This is a genomic window from Lentzea sp. NPDC055074, from assembly GCF_053608005.1.
The window spans coordinates 1-18,947 of the sequence record NZ_JBSGUQ010000006.1 but is presented as its reverse complement, the minus strand read 5'-3'; the positions used below and the strand labels follow the sequence as shown (position 1 = coordinate 18,947).

Genomic DNA, 18,947 nt, shown 5'->3' with positions numbered 1-18,947 from the left:
GTGAGGCACGATCGGTCGAATGAGCCTGTACGACGTGGTCCACCGCCGCAGGGACACCCGCGCCGAGTTCTCCGGCGAAGCGATTCCGGACGAAGTGCTGCGCCGCGTGCTGACGGCCGCGCACGCCGCGCCCAGCGTCGGCCTGTCCCAGCCTTGGGACTTCGTGCTCGTGCGCGACGAGTCGACCCGCCGCGCGTTCCGCGACCACGTCCAGGCCGAACGCAGCGTCTTCGCGGCCCAGCTCGACCAGGAGCGCGCGGAGACGTTCTCCCGCATCAAGGTCGAGGGCGTCATGGAGTCCACGCTGGGCATCGTGGTCACCTACGACCCCGACCGGGGCTCGCCGGCGGTGCTCGGCCGGCACGCGATCGCGGATGCGGGCTTGTACTCCGTGTGTCTGGCAATCCAGAATCTGTGGCTCGCGGCTACGGAAGAGGGCCTCGGTGTTGGCTGGGTGAGCTTCTACCGAGAGGATGTGCTGCGCCGTCTTCTGGACATCCCCACCAGGGTCCGTCCGGTTGCGTGGTTGTGCGTCGGTCCGGTTCGATCACTGCCCGAAACGCCCGATCTGGAACGTCACGGTTGGCGCAACCGACTACCCCTCGATGACGTCCTGCACCACGATCGGTACAGGGCGCGACCAACCCGGTAGCCTGTGCGGGCCGCTCGGCGAGTCGGAACGGAGTCGATGAACGAGTGGAGCAGCGCGATCCGCTTGCAGCGGGCCAGATTCCGCGGTTGGACCTCGAGGTCCGCGCGTTGTACAACGCTGGCCGGGTGCCCGAGGCGAACAGCCTCTTCGACGAGGTCGTCACGAAGACGTCCCCCGGCGCGGACCGGTGGGTCCGGTCCGCGGTGCTGGTCAACCGGGCTGTGATGGCGTGGCGCCTCGGTCGCATCCCGCTGGCCCTGGAACTGGCCGCGGAGGGCTGGACGGACCTCGACGCCGACCGTTCCGACAGCCCGGCCGTGGCCCACACGATGGGCTCCCTCGGTTATCTGATGGAGGGCATCGGCAACCGGCGCGCCGCCCTGGACATGCTGCGGCTGTCCGTCCAGGTGGCACGGCGCGCGGGCAACACCGACGTGCTGGCCCAGTGCCTGCAACGTCTCGGTGGGTCGCTCAACTTCCGCGCCTGCTCCGGACCTCCCGCGGCGGCACCGGCGATCTTCGAGGAAGCCCTGGCGTACCTGGACGAGGGCCTGGGCATCGTCAAGGACGAGATGCACCACCGCGCCCTCCTCGGTGCGTGTGGACGGTCCCAGGCGGGCGTCGGCCAGCTGGACAAGGCCGAGGAGATGGGCGAGGAGACCTTGCGCCTGTCCACGGACGCCGACGACCTCTGGGGCATCTCGGTCGGCAACTGGGTTCTCGCCGTGGTGCGCCGGGAGCAGGACGATTTCGACGAGGCGCGCACACTCGCGTCCCGTGCGGTGACGAACGCCGAACGCATCAACGACACGTCACTGCTGCTGCGGTTCTCCACGGAGCTGGCGGACATCTGCCACGCCCTGGGTGACGCGCAGGGCGAGGCCGAGGCGTTGCGCCGGTCGATGGCCGCGTCCCGCACGGCCAGGGAGACGTTGCAGGAAGGCCTGGGCCAGGCGCTGGAGCAGCGCCGGGTGGCCGTGCAGGCCCAGCGGCTCGCGGTGGCGGCGCAGGAGGCCGCGGCGCGCGACCCGTTGACGGGCCTGGCGAACCGCCTCGGGCTGGAACGCGCGGCGGCGGGGTTGCTGGAGTCCACGGCGGCCCGCGGACGGGTGCCGTGGCTGGTGCTGGTCGACGTCGACTGGTTCAAGAACGTCAACGACGACGCCGGTCACGCGACGGGCGACGCGGCGTTGCGCGAGATCGCGGCGTTGCTGCGGCGTGAGTGCCGGGCGGACGACCTGGTGGCGCGCTGGGCCGGTGACGAGTTCGTGGTGCTGCTCGGGGACACCGGCCCGAACATGGACGTCGGCCCGAACGTGGCCGAGCGGATCCGCGCGGCCGTCGACGGGCACGACTGGACGATGGTGCTCGGCGCGGTCCGCCGCCCGACGGTCAGCATCGGTGTCGCGGCGGGACCGGCCAAGCTGGACCAGCTGTTCGCGGCCGCCGACATGGCGCTCTACCGCGCCAAGCGGCACGGCCGCAACAGGGTCGAGGTCGAGCCCTCGGTGGACGAGGTCGTGTCCGGGAACCAGGGCCTCTAGGCGATCAGGCCGCCGCGGTAGGCCACCAGGGCGGCCTGCACGCGGTTGACCGCGCCGATCTTGCCGAGCACGGACGAGACGTACCCCTTCACCGTCGCCTCCGACAGGTGCAGGGTGCCGCCGATCTCCGCGTTGGACATGCCCTGGCCGATCAGCACGAGCACCTCGCGCTCGCGTTCGGACAGGCTCTGGAGAAGCCTGCGTGCCGGCTCCGCCATTCGTTCCCCGTCGGCCACCGCCGCGAGAACCCTCGCCGCGACGCCGGGGTCGAGAACAGCACCCCCGCGCGCGAGGTCGCGCACGGCTTTGACGAGCTGCTCCGGTTCGGTGTCCTTGAGAAGGAAGCCGGCCGCGCCGAGACGCAGTGCTTCCGAAACGTATTCGTCGACGTCGAACGTGGTCAGGATGCAGACCCTCGGTGGGTCCGGCAGGGTCCGCAGCCGCCGCAGGGCCACGAGTCCGTCCGAGGTGCGCATCCGGATGTCGAGCAGGACCACGTGCGGACGGTGCTGGCGTGCCAGGTCGGCTACCAGGTGCCCGTCATCGGCCTCAGCAACAACTTCGATGTCTCCGACGCTGCTCAGGATCATGCGAAGGCCGGAGCGGACGAGGTCCTCGTCGTCGGCCAGCAAAACCTTGATCACGACGCCTCCCGCATTGGCGTTCCGTGCTCCCTCATGCCCGTGATCTTGGCGTACACAGGCCGAAGGTCACGTTAATTCTCAGTTATCTCATCATGTGGTTACCGATTTTCGAGATCACCGACCACGTTCACAGTTACCGGAATTGACCGATGACTTCGCTGCGTAGGCATACCACCAGGCATTGAGAGGGACTACAGGAACACTGAGTGACGAAACACGGATATCCCACTCAGTGGAATTCCATACCAGAAACACGGATACGGCCTCGGTAATCCGATTCAGAAGTCCTGGAGATCGTCATTTCTGCCCATACGGCTCGTTGATCGGTGTCGGTATCGATACAGGTCTCTGTTCTGAACCCGGAAAACGCGAAGGTCTTTCGCAATAGCCTTACCGGAAAGTAACGTGCGTCACAACAGCCCTGCCCTGCACGGAGAGGAGCTTCGCGCGATGCGGAGAGCCAATCCGGTGACGTCCCTGCTGGCGACCGCCGCCGTCACCGCCTCCCTTCTGATCGTCCCGGCCGCCCAGGCCGAGGCACCCCCACGCGCGGCCGCGTTCGCGGCCGACGACTACTGCCTCGGGCAGTGCGGCGACATCGTGCCGCCCGGCAACAACGGCAACGCGACGCTGGCCGAGATCCTCACGCACAAGGCGTTCGGCACCAGGCCCGCGCACTCGGCAGACCAGCTCGGCAAGTACGACGCACTGGTCAGCGGTTACAGCGGCCTGACGAACAACCAGCTGACGGACTTCTTCAACGACGCGTCGTTCGGCGTGCCGTCCGACCAGGTCGAGAGCACGATCAAGCCTCGCGCGGACGTCACGATCGTGCGCGACAAGAAGATCGGCATGCCGCACATCACCGGGACCACGCGCTCCGGCACGATGTTCGGCGCCGGCTTCGCGGCCGCGCAGGACCGCCTGTGGCTGATGGACATCTTCCGCCACCTCGGCCGCGGCCAGCTGACCGGTTTCGCCGGCGGCGCGCCCGGCAACCGCGTGCTGGAGCAGAGCTTCTTCAACCAGATCCCGTACACCGAGGCGGACCTGCAGAAGCAGATCGAGTCCGCGGCCGCGAACGGCGGTGAGCGCGGGCGGCAGGCGATGGCCGACGTCAACGACTACACCGCCGGCATCAACGCTTATGTGGCGCAGTCGGTCGCGGCGCGGAACTTCCCCGGCGAGTACGTGCTGACCGGGCACGCCGACGCGATCACGAACTGGAACGACATCCAGCCGTTCAAGCCGACCGACATGGTGGCGATCGCGTCCGTCGTCGGTGGCCTGTTCGGTGCCGGCGGTGGCGGCGAGGTGCAGTCGGCGCTGGTGAAGCTGGCCGCGCAGAACAAGTACGGCGCCGCTGTCGGCGAGCAGGTGTGGAACGCGTTCCGGGCGCAGAACGACCCCGAGGCCGTGCTCACCCTCCACGACGGACAGTCCTTCCCGTACTCCGCCTCGCCCGCCTCACCTCAGGGCGTGGCGTTGCCGGACAGCGGTTCGATCACGCCGGAGCGCATGGTCTACGACGAGGTGGGTGGCACAGGTGCCGCCGTCGCCGTTCCCGCTCCCGCGGACGTGGAGAAGGCCCGCGGGATCTTCTCCGACGGCGTCCTGCCCGCCGACCTGCTGAACAAGAAGCACGGCATGTCGAACGCCCTGGCCGTGTCGGGTGCGCACACCGACACCGGCAACCCGATCGCCGTGTGGGGCCCGCAGACCGGGTACTTCGCGCCGCAGCTGCTCCTGCTCCAGGAGCTCAACGGGCCCGGCATCCGTTCGCGCGGCGTCTCGTTCGCCGGCGTCTCGATGTACGTGCAGCTCGGCCGCGGAGTCGACTACTCGTGGAGCGCCACCTCGTCGGCGCAGGACATCATCGACACCTACGCCGTCGAACTGTGCAATCCGGACGGTTCCCCCGCGACCAAGGCCTCGTCGTCGTACCTGTTCCACGGCGCCTGCCTGCCGATGGAACGCCTGGAGCGCAAGAACGCCTGGAAGCCCACCGTCGCGGACGGCACGCCCGCCGGTTCGTACACGCTGGTGATGTACCGGACCAAGTACGGTCTCGTGACGAGCCGTGCAACTGTGGGCGGCAAGGTCGTGGCGTACACCACGCTGCGGTCGACGTACATGCACGAGGTCGACTCGATCATCGGCTTCCAGGAGCTCAACGACCCGGCCGCGATCCGTTCGGCGACCGACTTCCAGCGCGCGGCCAACAAGATCGGGTACGCGTTCAACTGGTTCTACGTGGACTCCCGCGACACCGCGTACTTCAACTCGGGCCTGAACCCGGTCCGCAGGTCCACTGTGGATCCGAACCTGCCGACCTGGGGCCGGGCCGAGTACGAGTGGGTCGGGTGGAACGGCGACGACAACACGTCCGCCGTGATGCCGTTCGCCGGGCACCCGAACTCGATCAACCAGGACTACTACGTGTCCTGGAACAACAAGCAGGCCAAGGACTTCACGTTCGGCGGGTTCGGCCACAGCGCCGTGCACCGCGGCGACCTGCTCGACGTCCGGGTGCGTGCGCTCATCGCGTCCGGCCAGAAGGTCACCCGTGCCGCCCTGACCCGCGCGATGGCGGAGGCCGCCGTGGCCGACCTGCGTGCCGAGCAGGTGCTGCCCGAACTGCTGCGGGTGGTGGAGTCCGCTCCCGTCGACCCCGCGCTGGCCCCGGTCGTGCAGAAGCTGAAGGACTGGCAGCGCTCCGGCTCGTTGCGCAAGGAGACCGCGAAGGGCAGCAAGACCTACAACCACGCCGAAGCCATCCGGATTCTGGATGCCTGGTGGCCCCTCCTGGTCGAGGCGCAGTTCAAGCCCTCACTGGGCGACGGCCTCTACAACGCCGTGGTGGCAGCCCAGCAGATCGACGAGGCCCCGTCCGACACGCACGGCGCCGCGCCGCACAAGGGTTCGTCGTTCCAGTACGGCTGGTGGGGCTACGTGGACAAGGACCTGCGCAAGGTCCTGGGCGACCCGGTCCAGGGCGCGTTCCCGCAGACCTACTGCGGCGGCGGCACCCTGACGGGCTGCCGGACGGCTCTGGTGGGCTCGCTGCAGGCCGCTGTCGCGAAGCCGGCGAACGTCGTCTACCCGGGCGACGCCGACTGCGCCGCAGGCGACCAGTGGTGCGCCGACACGATCATCCACCGCGCCATGGGCGGCATCACCCAGGACAAGATCCACTGGCAGAACCGCCCGACGTACCAGCAGGTCGTGCAGTTCCCGTCCCGCCGGGGCCAGAACATCACCAACCTGGCGGCCGGCCGCACCACCACCGCGTCGTCGCACGAGACGGGCTGGAACACCCTCCCGCCGTCGAACGCGGTGGACGGCAACCCCACGTCCCGCTGGGCCAGCGACTGGAACGACAACCAATGGATCCAGGTGGACCTTGGCTCAGCGCAACGAATCGGTCGCGCCGTGTTGCGATGGGAGTCGGCGTTCGGCAGAAGCTACCGCATCGAGATTTCCAATGACGGCACGAACTGGCGGAACGTTTTCTCCACAAGTGCTGGCGATGGCGGCGATGATGTCGTAGCGTTCACACCACAGGACGCGAGATACCTCCGTTTGACCGGTACCCAACGGGCCGGGCAGTACGGATACTCCCTGTACGAGCTTGAGGTCTACGTTTCGTAGGCCTTCGAGATGAGGACGCCGATCCACCCCCAGGGGTCGGCGTCCTCTACTTATTTCAGGCCCTGAACAGGTAGTTCCTGACCTCGTCCCCGATCGTGGCGGTCGGCACCCACTCGCTGCCGTGCCACGTGCTCATCCGGTATCCGCGCTCCGTCAGGAATTCCGCGACGTCCTTGGCGTGGTAGCCGAACCGCTCGACGTGCCGTTCCTCGATCTCGAGCAGGAACGAGGGCTTGAGCCGTTCGATCGTCCCGACAGCCCCCTCCAGCACCTTGAGCTCGGCACCCTCGACGTCCGCCTTGACGAAGTCGAGCTTCGCGATCCCCTGCTCTTCGACGAAGTGGTCCAGCGTGTCCGTCTTGACCAGTACGTCCAGATGCTGGTCGAACTCGTCGTTGGACCCGAGCCCGTTGGCCCCCACCGTGAGGAACGACCGCCCGGTCACCGGACTCCCGTGCCGCACCGGCACGGACATGACGTCCCGCCCCTGCTTCTCGGCGCCAAGAGCCACCGAGTGCCTCCTGATGTTGGCGCCCTCCCGCGGCCGCAACACGTACGACAGGGCAGGATGCGCGAACACCAACGGCTCGACGCTGTGGACGGTCCCTTGTGGACCGACCAGCCTCGACAAGGTCACCGTGTAGAGCCCCAGCGCGGCCCCGACGTCGATGCAGACGTCTCCAGGCTTGACGACCTTGCGGAGCCCGATCAGCTCCGCCTCGGCATAGGGCGTGAGCCGCGCAAGGGCACGCAACCCGGCGACAACCGCGGCACTGCGAAGTTGGGTCAACACCCCGCTGAGCCTAGACGTGCCCGTTGTTGTGCCGTTCGCCCGCAGGCAACCCGATCTGGTCGGCGAACTCAGCGGCCACCCGAGACCCGCCGTACACGCTCAGGGCCTTCACCAGGTGCAACCGCAGGTCCTTCCGATGGGAGTCCTCGAGCTCGGGCATGGCCCGCTCGACACTGCTGACCAACGACTCGGCCCAATGCGCGGCAGGCTCCCGTTGAGCGAGCTTCACCAGCTCGGCGAGCTGATCGGCGAGCTTGACCGCCTCGGCGACCTGATACCCGTTGCGCTGCAACCACCAGATCGTCGCCGTGCCGACGTCGGTCAACACCTCGTCCCGCAGATACCGGATCTCGGCCCGTTCAACGTCCCGCTCGGCCAACTTGAACGTGGAGTTCCGCAGCAGCTCGATGTGCTTCCGCGCCATCTCGAGGTCCTCGTCGTTGACCGAGATCTTCACCTGCTCGGCCCGCGCCCAGACATGCGTGCCGGGAACCTGCCGTTCGGTGGCGAGGTCATCCCCCAACTGCACCTGCAAAGCGGCGTGGTGCACCAGCATCGCCTTGGCACTGATCTCCTTGGCCCGCTGCAGAACGTGATGGATGGCAGCACTACGAGGCGAGTTGTGCCGGAGCCCCGTGGCCAGGTCAAGCCGCCAGACCACCGTGAACTTGAGCTGGAAGTCCAGCCCGTACACCGCACTGGCCAACGGCGTCTCGAACTCCTGCTGATGGCTGCTGGCCGGCGGTACGAAGGTGATGTCGTCGGCGCGCCTGGGCACCCTCCGGCGCCACCAGGCCTTGAGGGAACCGAGAGGGCCAGGACGGAAGTCGGGCCAGGGTCTGCTCACACGCCTTCCCTACCTGACGTTTGTGCCCGGCAGAAGGTGGCCTGCCTCACTTCCCTCCAACGGCCGCAGGGTCTGTTGCCTGGGCCTCACGGTGCGTGAGCGGTGGGCTCGTCCGCGGTAGGCGGGGGCGCTGGTCAACTCGGTGGCGCCGTCCCGCTAGACTGGTGTCGCCAGCCCTAGTAGCTCAGGGGATAGAGCATCGGTTTCCTAAACCGTGTGTCGCAGGTTCGAATCCTGCCTGGGGCACCACCTTTCGCCGGGTGAAACTAAGGGCTCTGACCAGTGCAAACAGGTCGGAGCCCTTGGTCTTTGGCCGGGACTGAAGTCGATCTCATCGACCGTTCATGGGCTAGCGTGGTGCGAACGGCATCCGCCCAACGGGGCACCACGGCGTCCCCTGGTAGTTCAGTTCGAAGTCCCGGTGGTCATCGGGATCGACCGACACGTCCAGGCCCTTGATCAGGAGCCGGACGCGGACCGCAGGGTCCTCGCTGACCGGGTACAGCCCTGTCCCGAGCAAACGTCTGTCAGAGGCCTGCACGGACGTGGCTGATGTACGGCTCGTAAGCCGACAGGTCCCTGTCCGGCTCGTACGTGCTGAGGTAGTAGTAGTCGGCCACGATGTTGGCCTGCTGCTCGGTGTTGAAGTCGGCGAACGTCTTGCCGCGCAGACCTTCCGCGCCGCCGTAGTCGTAGAGGCCCTTCACGAAGAAGCCTGCCATCGCGGTCGGCAGGAGGCTCAGGACGCTGCGGCCGTGCTGGTACTGGTAGGCGTGGGTCAGTTCGTGGACCAGCCAGCGTTCGTAGCGGGCCTGGTGCTGTGGCGTGGTCAGAACCCCGCGAGGGAACGTGACGAGCCGGGGAAGGGTTCTGGCCACACCGAAGCTGCCCAGCAGGCCGCCTTCGGCGAGGGTCAGCGCGCTGATGTCCAGAGCGTCGCCGAAGACCGTGCGGGCTATCGAGACCTCGACCGACTCCAGGTTGCGGCGGAAGACGGGCCGGAACACCATCGCGACTCCCCTTGGTCGAGGTCGAACGCTGATGGTAGGTCGCTACCGCGCGGGAAGCAGGTGGTGGCGCCGGTACTCGGGTCGTGGCGGGCCGAACTCCAGGCCGTTCTCGTCCAGGGCGTTGTGGACGGTGACGTAGTCGGGACCGAGCCGAAGCCCAGTGCCAGCGCCCCGTGAGCCATGTCCTCGCCGGTCCACTCGAGCAGGTCCGCGGTCTGGAGGGTCTGGCCGTGCAACGCCGCCAGGGCGGGGATCGCGTCGTTGCGCCACGACAGGTCGAAGGCGTCGGACCAGAAGACCGCACGATCGGACCTCACCGTGTTCCAGGTCAGGGAGAGGTCGTCGAACTTCTGGTGGTTGATCTCCACCTGCGCGCCGTCGAAGTCGAGGGCCACGGGACAGTCCGCGAACCACTCGTCGTCCTCGGCGTCCCAGACCAGCCAGGCGTTGGTCAGCCGCCGGCCCACGAGGGCGCGCAGACGGTCGCCGTGCGAGGCCATCACGGACGCGGCACCGTTCTGCCAGGCCGGCTCGTAGCCCTTGATGCCGTAGTCGAACATGCGTGGATTGTGCCTAGACAAGAAGAAACGGGCTATCCGACGGCCCTACCTGCGGGGCGACACGAAGGCCGGGGAGTACGGGAAGAAAACTCCAGGCCGAGGTACGGGCGCTGTCGAGCGATCTGACCGCAGAAACCAGGCATCAAGGGGTCGAGTCGCAGGAGCCGACAAGCGTCGAGACGGCGCCAACCGCAAGCACCAGGACAGCGTTCTCGTTCACGGCCTTCGGGGGCCAAGGGGTCGGGCACAACGTGTTGGCCCCCAACAGCCTCATCTCCGACCTGTGGCCGCAGTTCCACCTCGCGAGGGGTGGCATGAGCTACGCCAACGACGGTGAGGGTGGCCGGCCGGAGACGGCCAAGTACAGCGCCTCCAGGTGGAACAGCCTGCTCGTGCAGAACGAGTTCCTCGCGCAGACCACGCCGTTGATGCTCACGCTCGGCAACCGCGAGATGGAGAAGTGACACTCCCCCAACGGTTACGGCAGCATCAAGCAGAACGTGGGCTGATCAGCCTCGATGGCGACGACATCTGCCAGGTCACCCTGCGGCGCCGCTGAACCGGTAGCGGATCTCCTTCAGCTCGGCCCCGCCGATGGTCTCGGTCTTCACGACGCCATCGGCGCGGAACCCGAGCCGCTCGTAGAACCGCCGCGCCCGCGGGTTCTCGTCGAACACCCACAGCACCACGTCCTGCTCGTCACCCAGCGCGGCGCGCGCCAGTTCGTAGCCCAGCGGAGTCCCCCAAGCCGAGGGCAGCACGTAGATCGCGAACAATTCGAACACCGCATCGGGCTCACGGGACGGGCCGACCGCGCAGAACCCGGCCACCTCGCCGTCGACCAGCCCCACCCACACCCCGCCGTGCGGGATGCCCCGTTCCCACATCTCCGCGCGCTGACGCACGGAGAGCCCGTCGAGCACGGAGTCCGGTACGAGGCCGCGGTAGGCCGCCCGCCACGTCTCGACGTGCACGTGGGCCACGGCCTGAGCATCGGACACAACCGCTGGTCTGACTGTCATGACTCCCCCAAGAGTTCTAGACCACGCCCCCGATCATCCCAGCTGGGGGCGCGCTGTGACACAACCATGACAAACCACCGACGTGACCTGGACAAACGCCGGGCAACGTGGAACCCATGAACGTCCACTTGAAACGATGGCTCGCGGTCTCGGGGGCAGCCGTGGTCATCGCGACGGGCGTCGTGGCCGGGGGCTCCTACTGGCGGCTCGAAAGCAATCTCAAGACCGTCGACCTCTCCAGGGAGATCACCCACCCCAGGCCTCAGTCGACGCCTGGCCGCCCCCTCAACATCCTCCTCATCGGCAAGGACGACGGCCGGTCGGACACGGCCATGGTCGTGCAGCTGAACGCGCAGGGCGACCAGGCGCGGGTGGTCAGCATCCCGCGCGACACGATGGTGCCGAGGCCTCGCTGCGGCACCAGCCCGCCGGCGGCGATCGCCATGTTCAACAGCGCCTTCTCCACGGGCGGCGCCGCGTGCACCGTGGCGACGGTCGAGCAGATGAGCGGCATCCGGATCGACCACTTCGTGCAGATCGACTTCAACGGGTTCCGCGACGTCATCGACCGGCTCGGTGGCATCGACGTCACCATGCCCGAGGCGATCGACGACGAGAAGAGCGGGCTGCACGTGCCGGCCGGGCCCTCGAAGCTCAACGGGACGCAGGCGCTCGCATTCGTCAGGACCCGCTACAGCATCGGCGACGGAAGCGACCTGAACCGCATCAAGAACCAGCAGCTCTTCATGCGAGCGCTGAGCGAGAAACTGGCGAACGAGAACTGGCTCGCGAGCCCGGCGAAAACACTCGAGCTCGCCGACGTCCTCACGAAGTCCATCGTCACGGACACCGGAATCGGCTCGATTCCGAAACTGGCGGATCTCGCGGGAAAACTCACCGCGTTGAAACCGGACGCCATCACGTACGTGACGCTGCCGACCGAGACCTACCCGCCCGACCCGAACCGGGTCCAGCCGAAGCAACCGGAGGCGGACGCCCTCTGGCAGACCGCGTGAGCTAGCAGGCGGCCCCCTGCCACTCGCTCGGAATCGGACCCGTGGGCCACGGCTGAGGAGACCCCCAATACCCCTCAGCCGTGGACGCTCTGCCCCAGTCAGCCACTGCCACTTCGACGGTCTCCCGGTCTCGTGAAGGACGTGGGGTCGAGGTTGTCAGACCACCTCGTTATGGTGGGTCTCTGACTGCCTGTCCGGTGCGTTCGCCGCAGCTCAGACGGGCGGTCCTCGTTTTCCGGTCCGGACGAGGAGGAGGCCGCTTGGGACCCCGTGGCGTCTTCGCGGAGCGCTTCGCGCTGCTCTACGCGGAGGCAGGTGACCCTCCGCTGAAGCGGGTCACCGAATCGGTCGTGCGTGCCCGCCGGACGGACGAACGGGGCAGACCGGTCCGGGTGCCCGCCCAGCGGGTCAGCGACTGGCGGCGCGGGCGCAACGTCCCTGCCCGGTTCAGCGGCCTGAGCGCGGTCCTCGAGGTCCTCGTCGGCGAGGCCCGCAAGCGCAGACCGCAGCCGGCGATCGACGGCCTGTACGAGCTCGACGCGTGGCACGCCCTCTGGGAAGAGGCACTCGCGAGCCCGGTCGCGGATGCGGACACACCCCCTCAGGAAGACGGTTCCGTCTGCCCGTACATGGGCCTGAGCGCATTCGGCCCACAGGACGCGAATTGGTTCTTCGGTCGTGAAAGGGCGACGAACGCACTTCTCGACCGGCTCGACGACAACGGCATCACAATGCTCGTGGGCGCGTCCGGCGCCGGTAAGTCGAGTTTGATGAAAGCGGGCGTGCTGCCCCGGCTGAGCAAAGAGGCCGTGGTCATCTCCCCCGGCACCGATCCGCTGAAGGAGCTCGCGCTCCAGGTGCCGGAGCTGGCCCACACCCTGGAGGCTGCCGACGCGGACGCCCTCACCGACTTCGCGGACGAGGTGCGGGTCGCGGTCGGCGACCGGGTGGTGATCGTCGACCAGTTCGAGGAGGCGTTCACGCTCGGCGGCGACGAGAACCGGCTGCGGATCTTCGTCCAGGCCCTGCACGCGGCGGCCCGCAAGACGGCGGTCGTGCTCGGCGTGCGGGCCGACTTCTACGCCCGCTGCCTCGAGTTCCCCGAGCTCGCCGAGGCCCTGCAGACCAGGCAGATGGTGCTCGGCGCGATGTCGGCGGCCGAGGTGCGCGACGCGGTGACGAGTCCCGCCAAGGCGGCCGGCCTGCAGCTGGAGGCCGGTCTGGTCGACCTCATGCTGCGCGACCTGGGTACGCACAACCGCCGCGGCAAGGACGCGTACGACGCGGGCGCGCTCCCCCTGCTCAGCCACGCGCTGCTCGTCACGTGGCAGCGCCGGCAGGCGGGGCGGCTCACGATCGCCGGCTACCGGGCGGCCGGCGGCATCCAGGGCGCCGTCGCCGCCACGGCCGAACGCGCCTGGTCCGACCTCGACGAGCCGGCCAGGGCCGCGGCGAAGCAGCTGCTCCTGCGCCTGGTCAGGGTCGGCGACGACACGCAGGACACCCGCCGCCGTTCCAGCCGCCACAGCCTGCTGGAGGCCGCTGCGATCCTCCCGGCCACGGAACGCGCGCTCGAGGTCCTCACGCACGCGCGCCTGATCACGATGGACGCCGACTCGGTCGAGATCACGCACGAGGCGTTGCTGCAGGCCTGGCCCCGGCTGCGCAGCTGGGTCGACGAGGACCGGGCGGGCAACCTCACCCGGCAGCGGCTGGAGGAGGACGCGGCAGCGTGGTCCGCGCACGGGCACGACTCGTCATTGCTCTACCGCGGTGCACGGCTGGAGGGCGTGCGGCAGCAGCAGGACGTCACCACGATCGCCAAGGAGTTCGTGCGCACGTCCGAACGCCAGCACCGCAAGAGCGTCTGGCTGCGCAGGTCGGCCGTAGCGCTCGTGGCGGTGTTCGCGCTGATCGCGGCGGGTGCGGCCGTGATAGCGGTGAACCAGCGCAATGACGCCCAGTTCCGCCAGGTCGTCGCGGAGGCCGACCGGCTGACCGGCAGTGATCCGTCGCTGTCGGCCCAGTTCCTGATGGTCGCGCACCGCATGCGCCCCACCGATCAGGGCGTGGTCGCGAAGCTGCTCGCGACCCAGCAGGTCCCGCTGGCCGTGCCGCTCGTCGGGCACACCGGCGCCGTCTACCTGACGACGTTCAGCCCGGACGGCACGCTGCTCGCCACCGCCAGCTACGACCGCACCGCACGCCTGTGGGACGTCCGCGACCGCAGCCGTCCCCGGGAGATCGCGGTCATCTCCGAGCACCGGAACTGGCTCAGCTCGGCGGTGTTCTCGCCGGACGGCAAGGTCCTCGCGACCACCGGCCAGGACGCGACGATCCGGCTCTGGGACCTGACGAACCCCAGTTCCCCCAAGGCTCTCGAGACGATCGACACCGCCAACGGCCCGTCGTACCTGCTGGAGTTCAGCCCGGACGGCACGCTGCTCGCGGCGGCGAACGAGGACCGGTCGGCGCGGCTGTGGGACGTCCGCGACCCGGCGAACCCCAAGCCGTCCGGCGAACCGCTGCGCGGCCACTCCGCCGCGGTCCGCTCGCTCGCGTTCAGCCCGGACGGCAGGACGCTGGCCACCACGGGCGACGACCAGACGATCCTGCTGTGGGACGTGGCTGGCAGGACCAGGGTCGGCAAGCCGATGACGGGCCACACCCTCGGCATCCACAGCGTGGCGTTCAGCGGCGACGGAAAGCTGCTCGCGAGCGGCGCGGACGACAAGATGGTGCGGCTGTGGGACCCGGCCACACAGGCCCCGGTGGGCCAGCCGCTCGTCGGGCACACCGGCCCGGTGTGGTCCGTGAAGTTCAGCCCGGACGGCCGTGCGCTCGCCTCCGGCGCGTCCGATGCCACCGCGAGGTTGTGGAGCCTCACCGACCCCGCCTCACCGACCGCGCTCGGCAGGCCGCTCGCCGCACGGGGCGCCGGGGTGTTCGCGGTCGGTTTCAGCCCGGACGGCGACTCGCTCGTGACCGGGTCCCTGGAGAACGCGGTGAACCTGTGGTCGTTGCCTCAGGCGATGCTCCTCGGCCACTCCTCCCAGGTGACGACACCGTCGTTCAGTCCCGACGGCAAGATCGTCGCGACCGGCTCCGGCGACAAGACCGTGCGGCTGTGGGACGTCTCGAACCCGCAGCACCCCCGGCAGATCGGGCAACCGCTGCTCGGGCACGAACGGACGGTCAGCAGGCCGAGGTTCCGCCCGGACGGCAAGGTGCTCGCGACGGCGGCCGGCGACAAAACGGTGCGGCTGTGGGACGTGACGGATCCCGAGCACCCGAGAACGCTCGGCGAACCGCTGGTGCTGGCGAACAGGTTCGCGGCCTGGGCGGTGTTCCGTCCCGACGGCGAGGTGCTGCTGACCAGCAACACCGATGAGTCCGTGCGGCTGTGGGACGTGCGTGACCCGGCCAAGCCCGTGCCGATCGGCGCCCCGATGACGGGCCACGACGCGTACGTCAACGACGCGGAGTTCAGCCCGGACGGCCGCACGGTCGCCACGGCGAGCAGCGACAAGACCGTGCGGCTCTGGGACGTGAGCGATCCGGAGCGGCCGCGGCAGCTGGGCGAGCCGATCAAGGACCCGCAGGTCGTGGGTCAGGCGATCTTCACGGCGGACGGGAAGACGCTGATCACCTCGGGGCAGAACAAGGTGATCAGGTTCTACGACGTGCGCGACCGCGAGCACCCGGTGCTGATCAGCGAGCTGTCCGGGCACACGGGCACGATCAGCGCGATCTCGGTCAGTGCCGACGGGAATACGCTGGTGAGCAGCAGCGCGGACAGGACGTTCCGGCTGTGGAACGTCGAGGACCCTGCCAAGCCGTCCTACCTGGGGCAGCAGATCGCGGGCGACTGGGCGGCGGAACCGCTGGCCCAGTTCGCACCTCACGGCAGCGTGCTGGCGACCGGCAACGCGGACGGCATCGTGCGGCTGTGGGACCTCGACGTGCAGCACGAGATCAGCCGGATCTGCACGGCCACCCGAGGCGTCCTGACGCCGGCGCTGTGGCAGGAACGTCTGTCTCAGATGGACTTCCGGGATCCGTGCTGATCCTCACCGGGCAACTGCCTCACCGGCAGCACAGGATCGGTTACTGTCCGCTCCATGCGTCTTCTTGCTCGGGTCGGCAGTCTGCGCGCGGTCGTCGCGGTGACCGTCGGGTTCATCGCCCTCAACATGATTCTCGTGGTGCTCGGCAACATCACGGACTACGGCACGAACGAGGCGTTCGTGCAGCACGTCCTCGCGATGGACACCACGTTCGGCCAGGAACTGAAGTGGCGGGCGATCACGAGCCCGGCCGTCGTCACGATCGTCTACGTCGCGATCATCCTGTGGGAGGCGGTGTCCGCGGTCCTGCTGACCGCCGGCACCATCGCCTACCTGCGCGACAAGGAGGACAGCGCGCGCAAGTTCGCGTCCGCGGGCCTGCTGATGATCGTCGCGCTGTTCCTCGGCGGGTTCATCACCATCGGCGGCGAGTGGTTCGCGATGTGGCAGTCGAAGGACTGGAACGGCATCGGCGCCGCCCTGCGCATGGTGACCATCGCGGGCTTCGCGCTGATCCTCGTGCACCTCACCCCGCGTCGGGCCACTCCGTAGTCGGCTCCACGCAGAACACCGGCCCGACACCGGCGTCGGCTCCCAGCTCACCCCACCAGTCGCGCTGCTCGGCGTCCTCGATGGCGTCGACCACCACGATCCCACCGGCCTCGTGCACGAACCCGACGAGGTCGCTGAGCACGTGCGACACCAGTTCGTCCGGCTTCTGGCAGCGCCCCTTCACCCGCACGGCCGCCACCCCGAGCGAGCGCACGAGCTCGATCTCCGCGGTGGACCCCTGGAAGTCGCGCGCGCCGATGTGAATCCCCATGTCCGACAACAGGTCCAGGTTGTCGGCGGCCTCGCTGTCCTCGGACGCGAGCACGTGCACCGGGAACCCGAGCAGCAACCGCGAGGCCTGCAACCCGGTGTCCGCGAGCACGCGCCGCACGTCCCGAACCAGGTCCGGGCTGTTGGCCATGCTCTCGGTCAGGCAGACGGCGAGCATCTCCTCGTACCGGCAGGCGGTCTCGGCGGCCGTCCGCAACATCCACTCGCCGAGCGGCAACATCAACCCGGTGTGCTCGGCCATCGACGCGCACTTCTCGTGCGGGATCAGCCCGGCGTCCCGGTGCCGCCAGTTCAGCTCGGCCTCGACGCAGATCCGCGCCGTCCCGTCGAGCTTCATGACGGGGTTGAACACGACCTCGATCTCGCCGCTCTCCCAGGCCCCGGGCATCACGGCGGCGAGCGCGAAGTCCTCCTGCTCCCGTTTGTCCAGCGTGGCGTCGTGCAGCCCCCACTGCCGCCGCCCGATGCGCTTGGCGCGCCGCAACGTCATGTCCGAGGCGCGCAACACCTCGGCGGGCCGATCGCCGCAATGCAGCCGCGGCAACACCCCGATCGAGGCGGACACGGCGACCCCGTGCTCACCGAAGTAGACGGGCTCGGCGAGCTCGTGCTCGATGGTCCGGATCGTCGTGTCGACGTCCGGCGTGTCGACCCCGTTCTCCACCAGCACGGCGAACTCGTCACCCTCGAGCCGGGCGACCATCGCCTTCTCCCCGGAGAACACAGAACTGAGGCGCTCGGCGACGAGCTTCAACACCTTGTCGCCGATCTCCCGCCCGAGCCCGTCCGTGACGACCGCGAAGGCGTCCAGGTCGAGGTGGTACAGCGTCACCCCGTGCTCGATGTCGCTGTGCAGCAACGATTCCAGCCGAGTGGTGAGGTACTGCCGGTTCGGCAACCCGGTCAACGCGTCGTGCAACGACTGGTACTGCAACCGCCCACCGAGCAACGTGAGCTGGCTGTCGTCGTCGATCATCACGACGAAGTGCCGCGGGTTGTCCTCGGCGTCCTTCTGCACGGTCGCGGCCATCAACACCCGGAAGTGCTCACCATCCCGGTCGATGAGCCGGGGCCGCTCCTCGACCCGCCGCATCCGCCCGTACTTCAAGCTGGCCAACGCATCGTTGACGAGCGGCAGATCGGCCGGAGCGATCAAATCGGTCAACGTCATCCCAGCAACATCTTCACGCCGCAAGATGGTGCACAACGCCTCGTTGGCCCGCTCCAACTCCCCGTCGAGGCTGACCATCGCAATACCGGTGGAAGAATGCGTGAAAATGTCCTCGAAGCGCTCTTCGCTGGCCTGCAAATCAAGCTGCACAGCGCGATTGGCCCGCAACAGAGCCTGACTGACACTCTCCTGCTGCTCCAACACAAAGGCCTGAATAGCAGCGGTGTAAGCAGCAGAAACGGCCCCGATCACCAACGCGGCCCGCCGGGCGTCGGCCCCCTCCTGCACGACGAACCGGGCAAGAACGTCGACGGACTCCCGCAAACTCTCGGCACCAACGCAGTGGATCTCCACGAGCCGAGCCCCCACCACCGAGGCGACCTCGGGCTCCTCCACCAGCGCCTCAGCGACGACGTTGAGCAGCTCGTGCAACTCTTCGGTCAACTTGGCAGCTGAAAGCGGTATGTACGCGGTCCGACTGACCTTGATCGCCCAGTCGCGCGCCAGCGCGTCACGTCCCACCGGACGTGACGATCTCGCGTCGTCCTGGCTCGGCAATCCGTTCCACCTGACCTGCTCGGCGAGCAACGGTGCGGAAGCCTACCGCCAGCAATCCACACCGTCCCATTGCGCGGGGCTGTTCCCCCCAACGGGGTAATAGCGATCTCTGAGTGTTACAGCCTTTACTCGCTCATTCGGACCAATTTTCTCACGATCCAGACCAACCCCGACCCCAGATCGGGGGACACGCGGCCAACGGCCCCTTGGCGCCGTCGAACGGCAGGCTGACGCAGGCGTCCCCTCGGGCTGAGGATCCCCCGCGACCCAACATAGCGAGGGGGTCTGACACTCAAGCCACACCGAGGCAACCGCCGATCAAGCCACACCGCAAGCAACCGTCCGACCAAGCGATACCGCAGGCAACCGTCCGACCAAGCGACGCCGAAGGCGGGCCTCCGAGCACAAGCTCATTGACAGTCCCAGCAACCGCGACGCCGAAGGTGAGCCGTCCTGAGCACAAGGGCTGGGCGGTGGGGTCCCATCACGAGTCGCGCCACAGCTCTTGCTGCACCCGAAGAGGGGGTGGGAGGCGCGAACCAATAAGAGCGGGAGGAGAGACAAGACAC

The 18,947-nt window shown here is 68.3% G+C and carries 14 protein-coding genes and 1 tRNA gene; 8 read left to right on the top strand and 7 right to left on the bottom strand.

What is annotated here, in order from left to right; all coding sequences use genetic code 11:
• The first annotated feature begins 19 nt into the window (after positions 1-19).
• Positions 20-652, top strand: a complete 633-nt coding sequence (gene bluB, locus ACWF7A_RS15815; RefSeq protein WP_452251173.1) for a 5,6-dimethylbenzimidazole synthase — start codon at positions 20-22, stop codon at positions 650-652.
• Between the two features lie 86 nt (positions 653-738).
• On the top strand, positions 739-2,196 hold the full coding sequence (locus ACWF7A_RS15810) for a diguanylate cyclase (RefSeq protein WP_452251172.1): 1,458 nt from the start codon (positions 739-741) through the stop codon (positions 2,194-2,196).
• Here ACWF7A_RS15810 and ACWF7A_RS15805 read toward each other — a convergent pair.
• A complete protein-coding gene (locus ACWF7A_RS15805) occupies positions 2,193-2,840 on the bottom strand; it encodes a response regulator (RefSeq protein WP_030481367.1) in 648 nt (215 codons plus the stop codon). The genes ACWF7A_RS15810 and ACWF7A_RS15805 overlap by 4 nt on opposite strands.
• A gap of 450 nt (positions 2,841-3,290) precedes the next feature.
• On the opposite strand from ACWF7A_RS15805, the gene ACWF7A_RS15800 reads away from it, so the two are divergent.
• A complete protein-coding gene (locus ACWF7A_RS15800; RefSeq protein WP_452251171.1) occupies positions 3,291-6,491 on the top strand; it encodes a penicillin acylase family protein in 3,201 nt (1,066 codons plus the stop codon).
• Between the two features lie 55 nt (positions 6,492-6,546).
• Here ACWF7A_RS15800 and ACWF7A_RS15795 read toward each other — a convergent pair whose 3' ends face one another.
• On the bottom strand, positions 6,547-7,284 hold the full coding sequence (locus ACWF7A_RS15795) for an FkbM family methyltransferase (RefSeq protein WP_452251170.1): 738 nt from the start codon (positions 7,282-7,284) through the stop codon (positions 6,547-6,549).
• 10 nt (positions 7,285-7,294) lie between these two features.
• Positions 7,295-8,131, bottom strand: coding sequence for a hypothetical protein (locus ACWF7A_RS15790; RefSeq protein WP_452251169.1), 837 nt, complete (start codon positions 8,129-8,131; stop codon positions 7,295-7,297).
• Between the two features lie 173 nt (positions 8,132-8,304).
• Here ACWF7A_RS15790 and ACWF7A_RS15785 point away from each other — a divergent pair.
• A tRNA-Arg gene (locus ACWF7A_RS15785) sits at positions 8,305-8,380 on the top strand.
• 278 nt (positions 8,381-8,658) lie between these two features.
• Here the strand turns inward: ACWF7A_RS15785 and ACWF7A_RS15780 are convergent.
• Together ACWF7A_RS15780 and ACWF7A_RS15775 are read right to left on the bottom strand one after the other, a co-directional pair.
• Positions 8,659-9,141 (bottom strand): hypothetical protein, encoded by a 483-nt coding sequence (locus ACWF7A_RS15780; RefSeq protein ID WP_452251168.1) that lies wholly within the window; start codon positions 9,139-9,141, stop codon positions 8,659-8,661.
• Positions 9,087-9,701, bottom strand: coding sequence for a hypothetical protein (locus tag ACWF7A_RS15775; protein ID WP_452251167.1), 615 nt, complete (start codon positions 9,699-9,701; stop codon positions 9,087-9,089). Before ACWF7A_RS15775 ends, ACWF7A_RS15780 begins: the two co-directional genes overlap by 55 nt.
• Positions 9,702-9,952: 251 nt before the next feature.
• On the opposite strand from ACWF7A_RS15775, the gene ACWF7A_RS15770 reads away from it, so the two are divergent.
• Positions 9,953-10,165 carry a hypothetical protein gene (locus ACWF7A_RS15770; RefSeq protein ID WP_452251166.1) on the top strand — a complete coding sequence of 71 codons (213 nt, stop codon included), beginning with the start codon at positions 9,953-9,955 and terminating at the stop codon, positions 10,163-10,165.
• Positions 10,166-10,240: 75 nt separating this feature from the next.
• Here the strand turns inward: ACWF7A_RS15770 and ACWF7A_RS15765 are convergent, their stop codons facing one another.
• Positions 10,241-10,723: an N-acetyltransferase family protein gene (locus ACWF7A_RS15765; RefSeq protein ID WP_452251165.1), complete on the bottom strand. Its 483-nt coding sequence runs from the start codon at positions 10,721-10,723 to the stop codon at positions 10,241-10,243.
• 116 nt (positions 10,724-10,839) lie between these two features.
• On the opposite strand from ACWF7A_RS15765, the gene ACWF7A_RS15760 reads away from it, so the two are divergent.
• From ACWF7A_RS15760 to ACWF7A_RS15750, 3 genes are all read left to right on the top strand, one after another.
• A complete protein-coding gene (locus ACWF7A_RS15760; RefSeq protein ID WP_452251164.1) occupies positions 10,840-11,739 on the top strand; it encodes an LCP family protein in 900 nt (299 codons plus the stop codon).
• A 260-nt stretch (positions 11,740-11,999) separates the two neighbouring features.
• A complete protein-coding gene (locus ACWF7A_RS15755; protein ID WP_452251163.1) occupies positions 12,000-15,806 on the top strand; it encodes an nSTAND1 domain-containing NTPase in 3,807 nt (1,268 codons plus the stop codon).
• Between the two features lie 54 nt (positions 15,807-15,860).
• A complete protein-coding gene (locus ACWF7A_RS15750) occupies positions 15,861-16,358 on the top strand; it encodes a DUF2165 domain-containing protein (RefSeq protein WP_452251162.1) in 498 nt (165 codons plus the stop codon).
• On the opposite strand, the gene ACWF7A_RS15745 is transcribed toward ACWF7A_RS15750, so the two are convergent.
• Positions 16,333-17,898: a diguanylate cyclase domain-containing protein gene (locus tag ACWF7A_RS15745; protein ID WP_452251532.1), complete on the bottom strand. Its 1,566-nt coding sequence runs from the start codon at positions 17,896-17,898 to the stop codon at positions 16,333-16,335. The two genes, ACWF7A_RS15750 and ACWF7A_RS15745, sit on opposite strands and share 26 nt — an antisense overlap.
• Between the last annotated feature and the right edge of the window lie 1,049 nt (positions 17,899-18,947).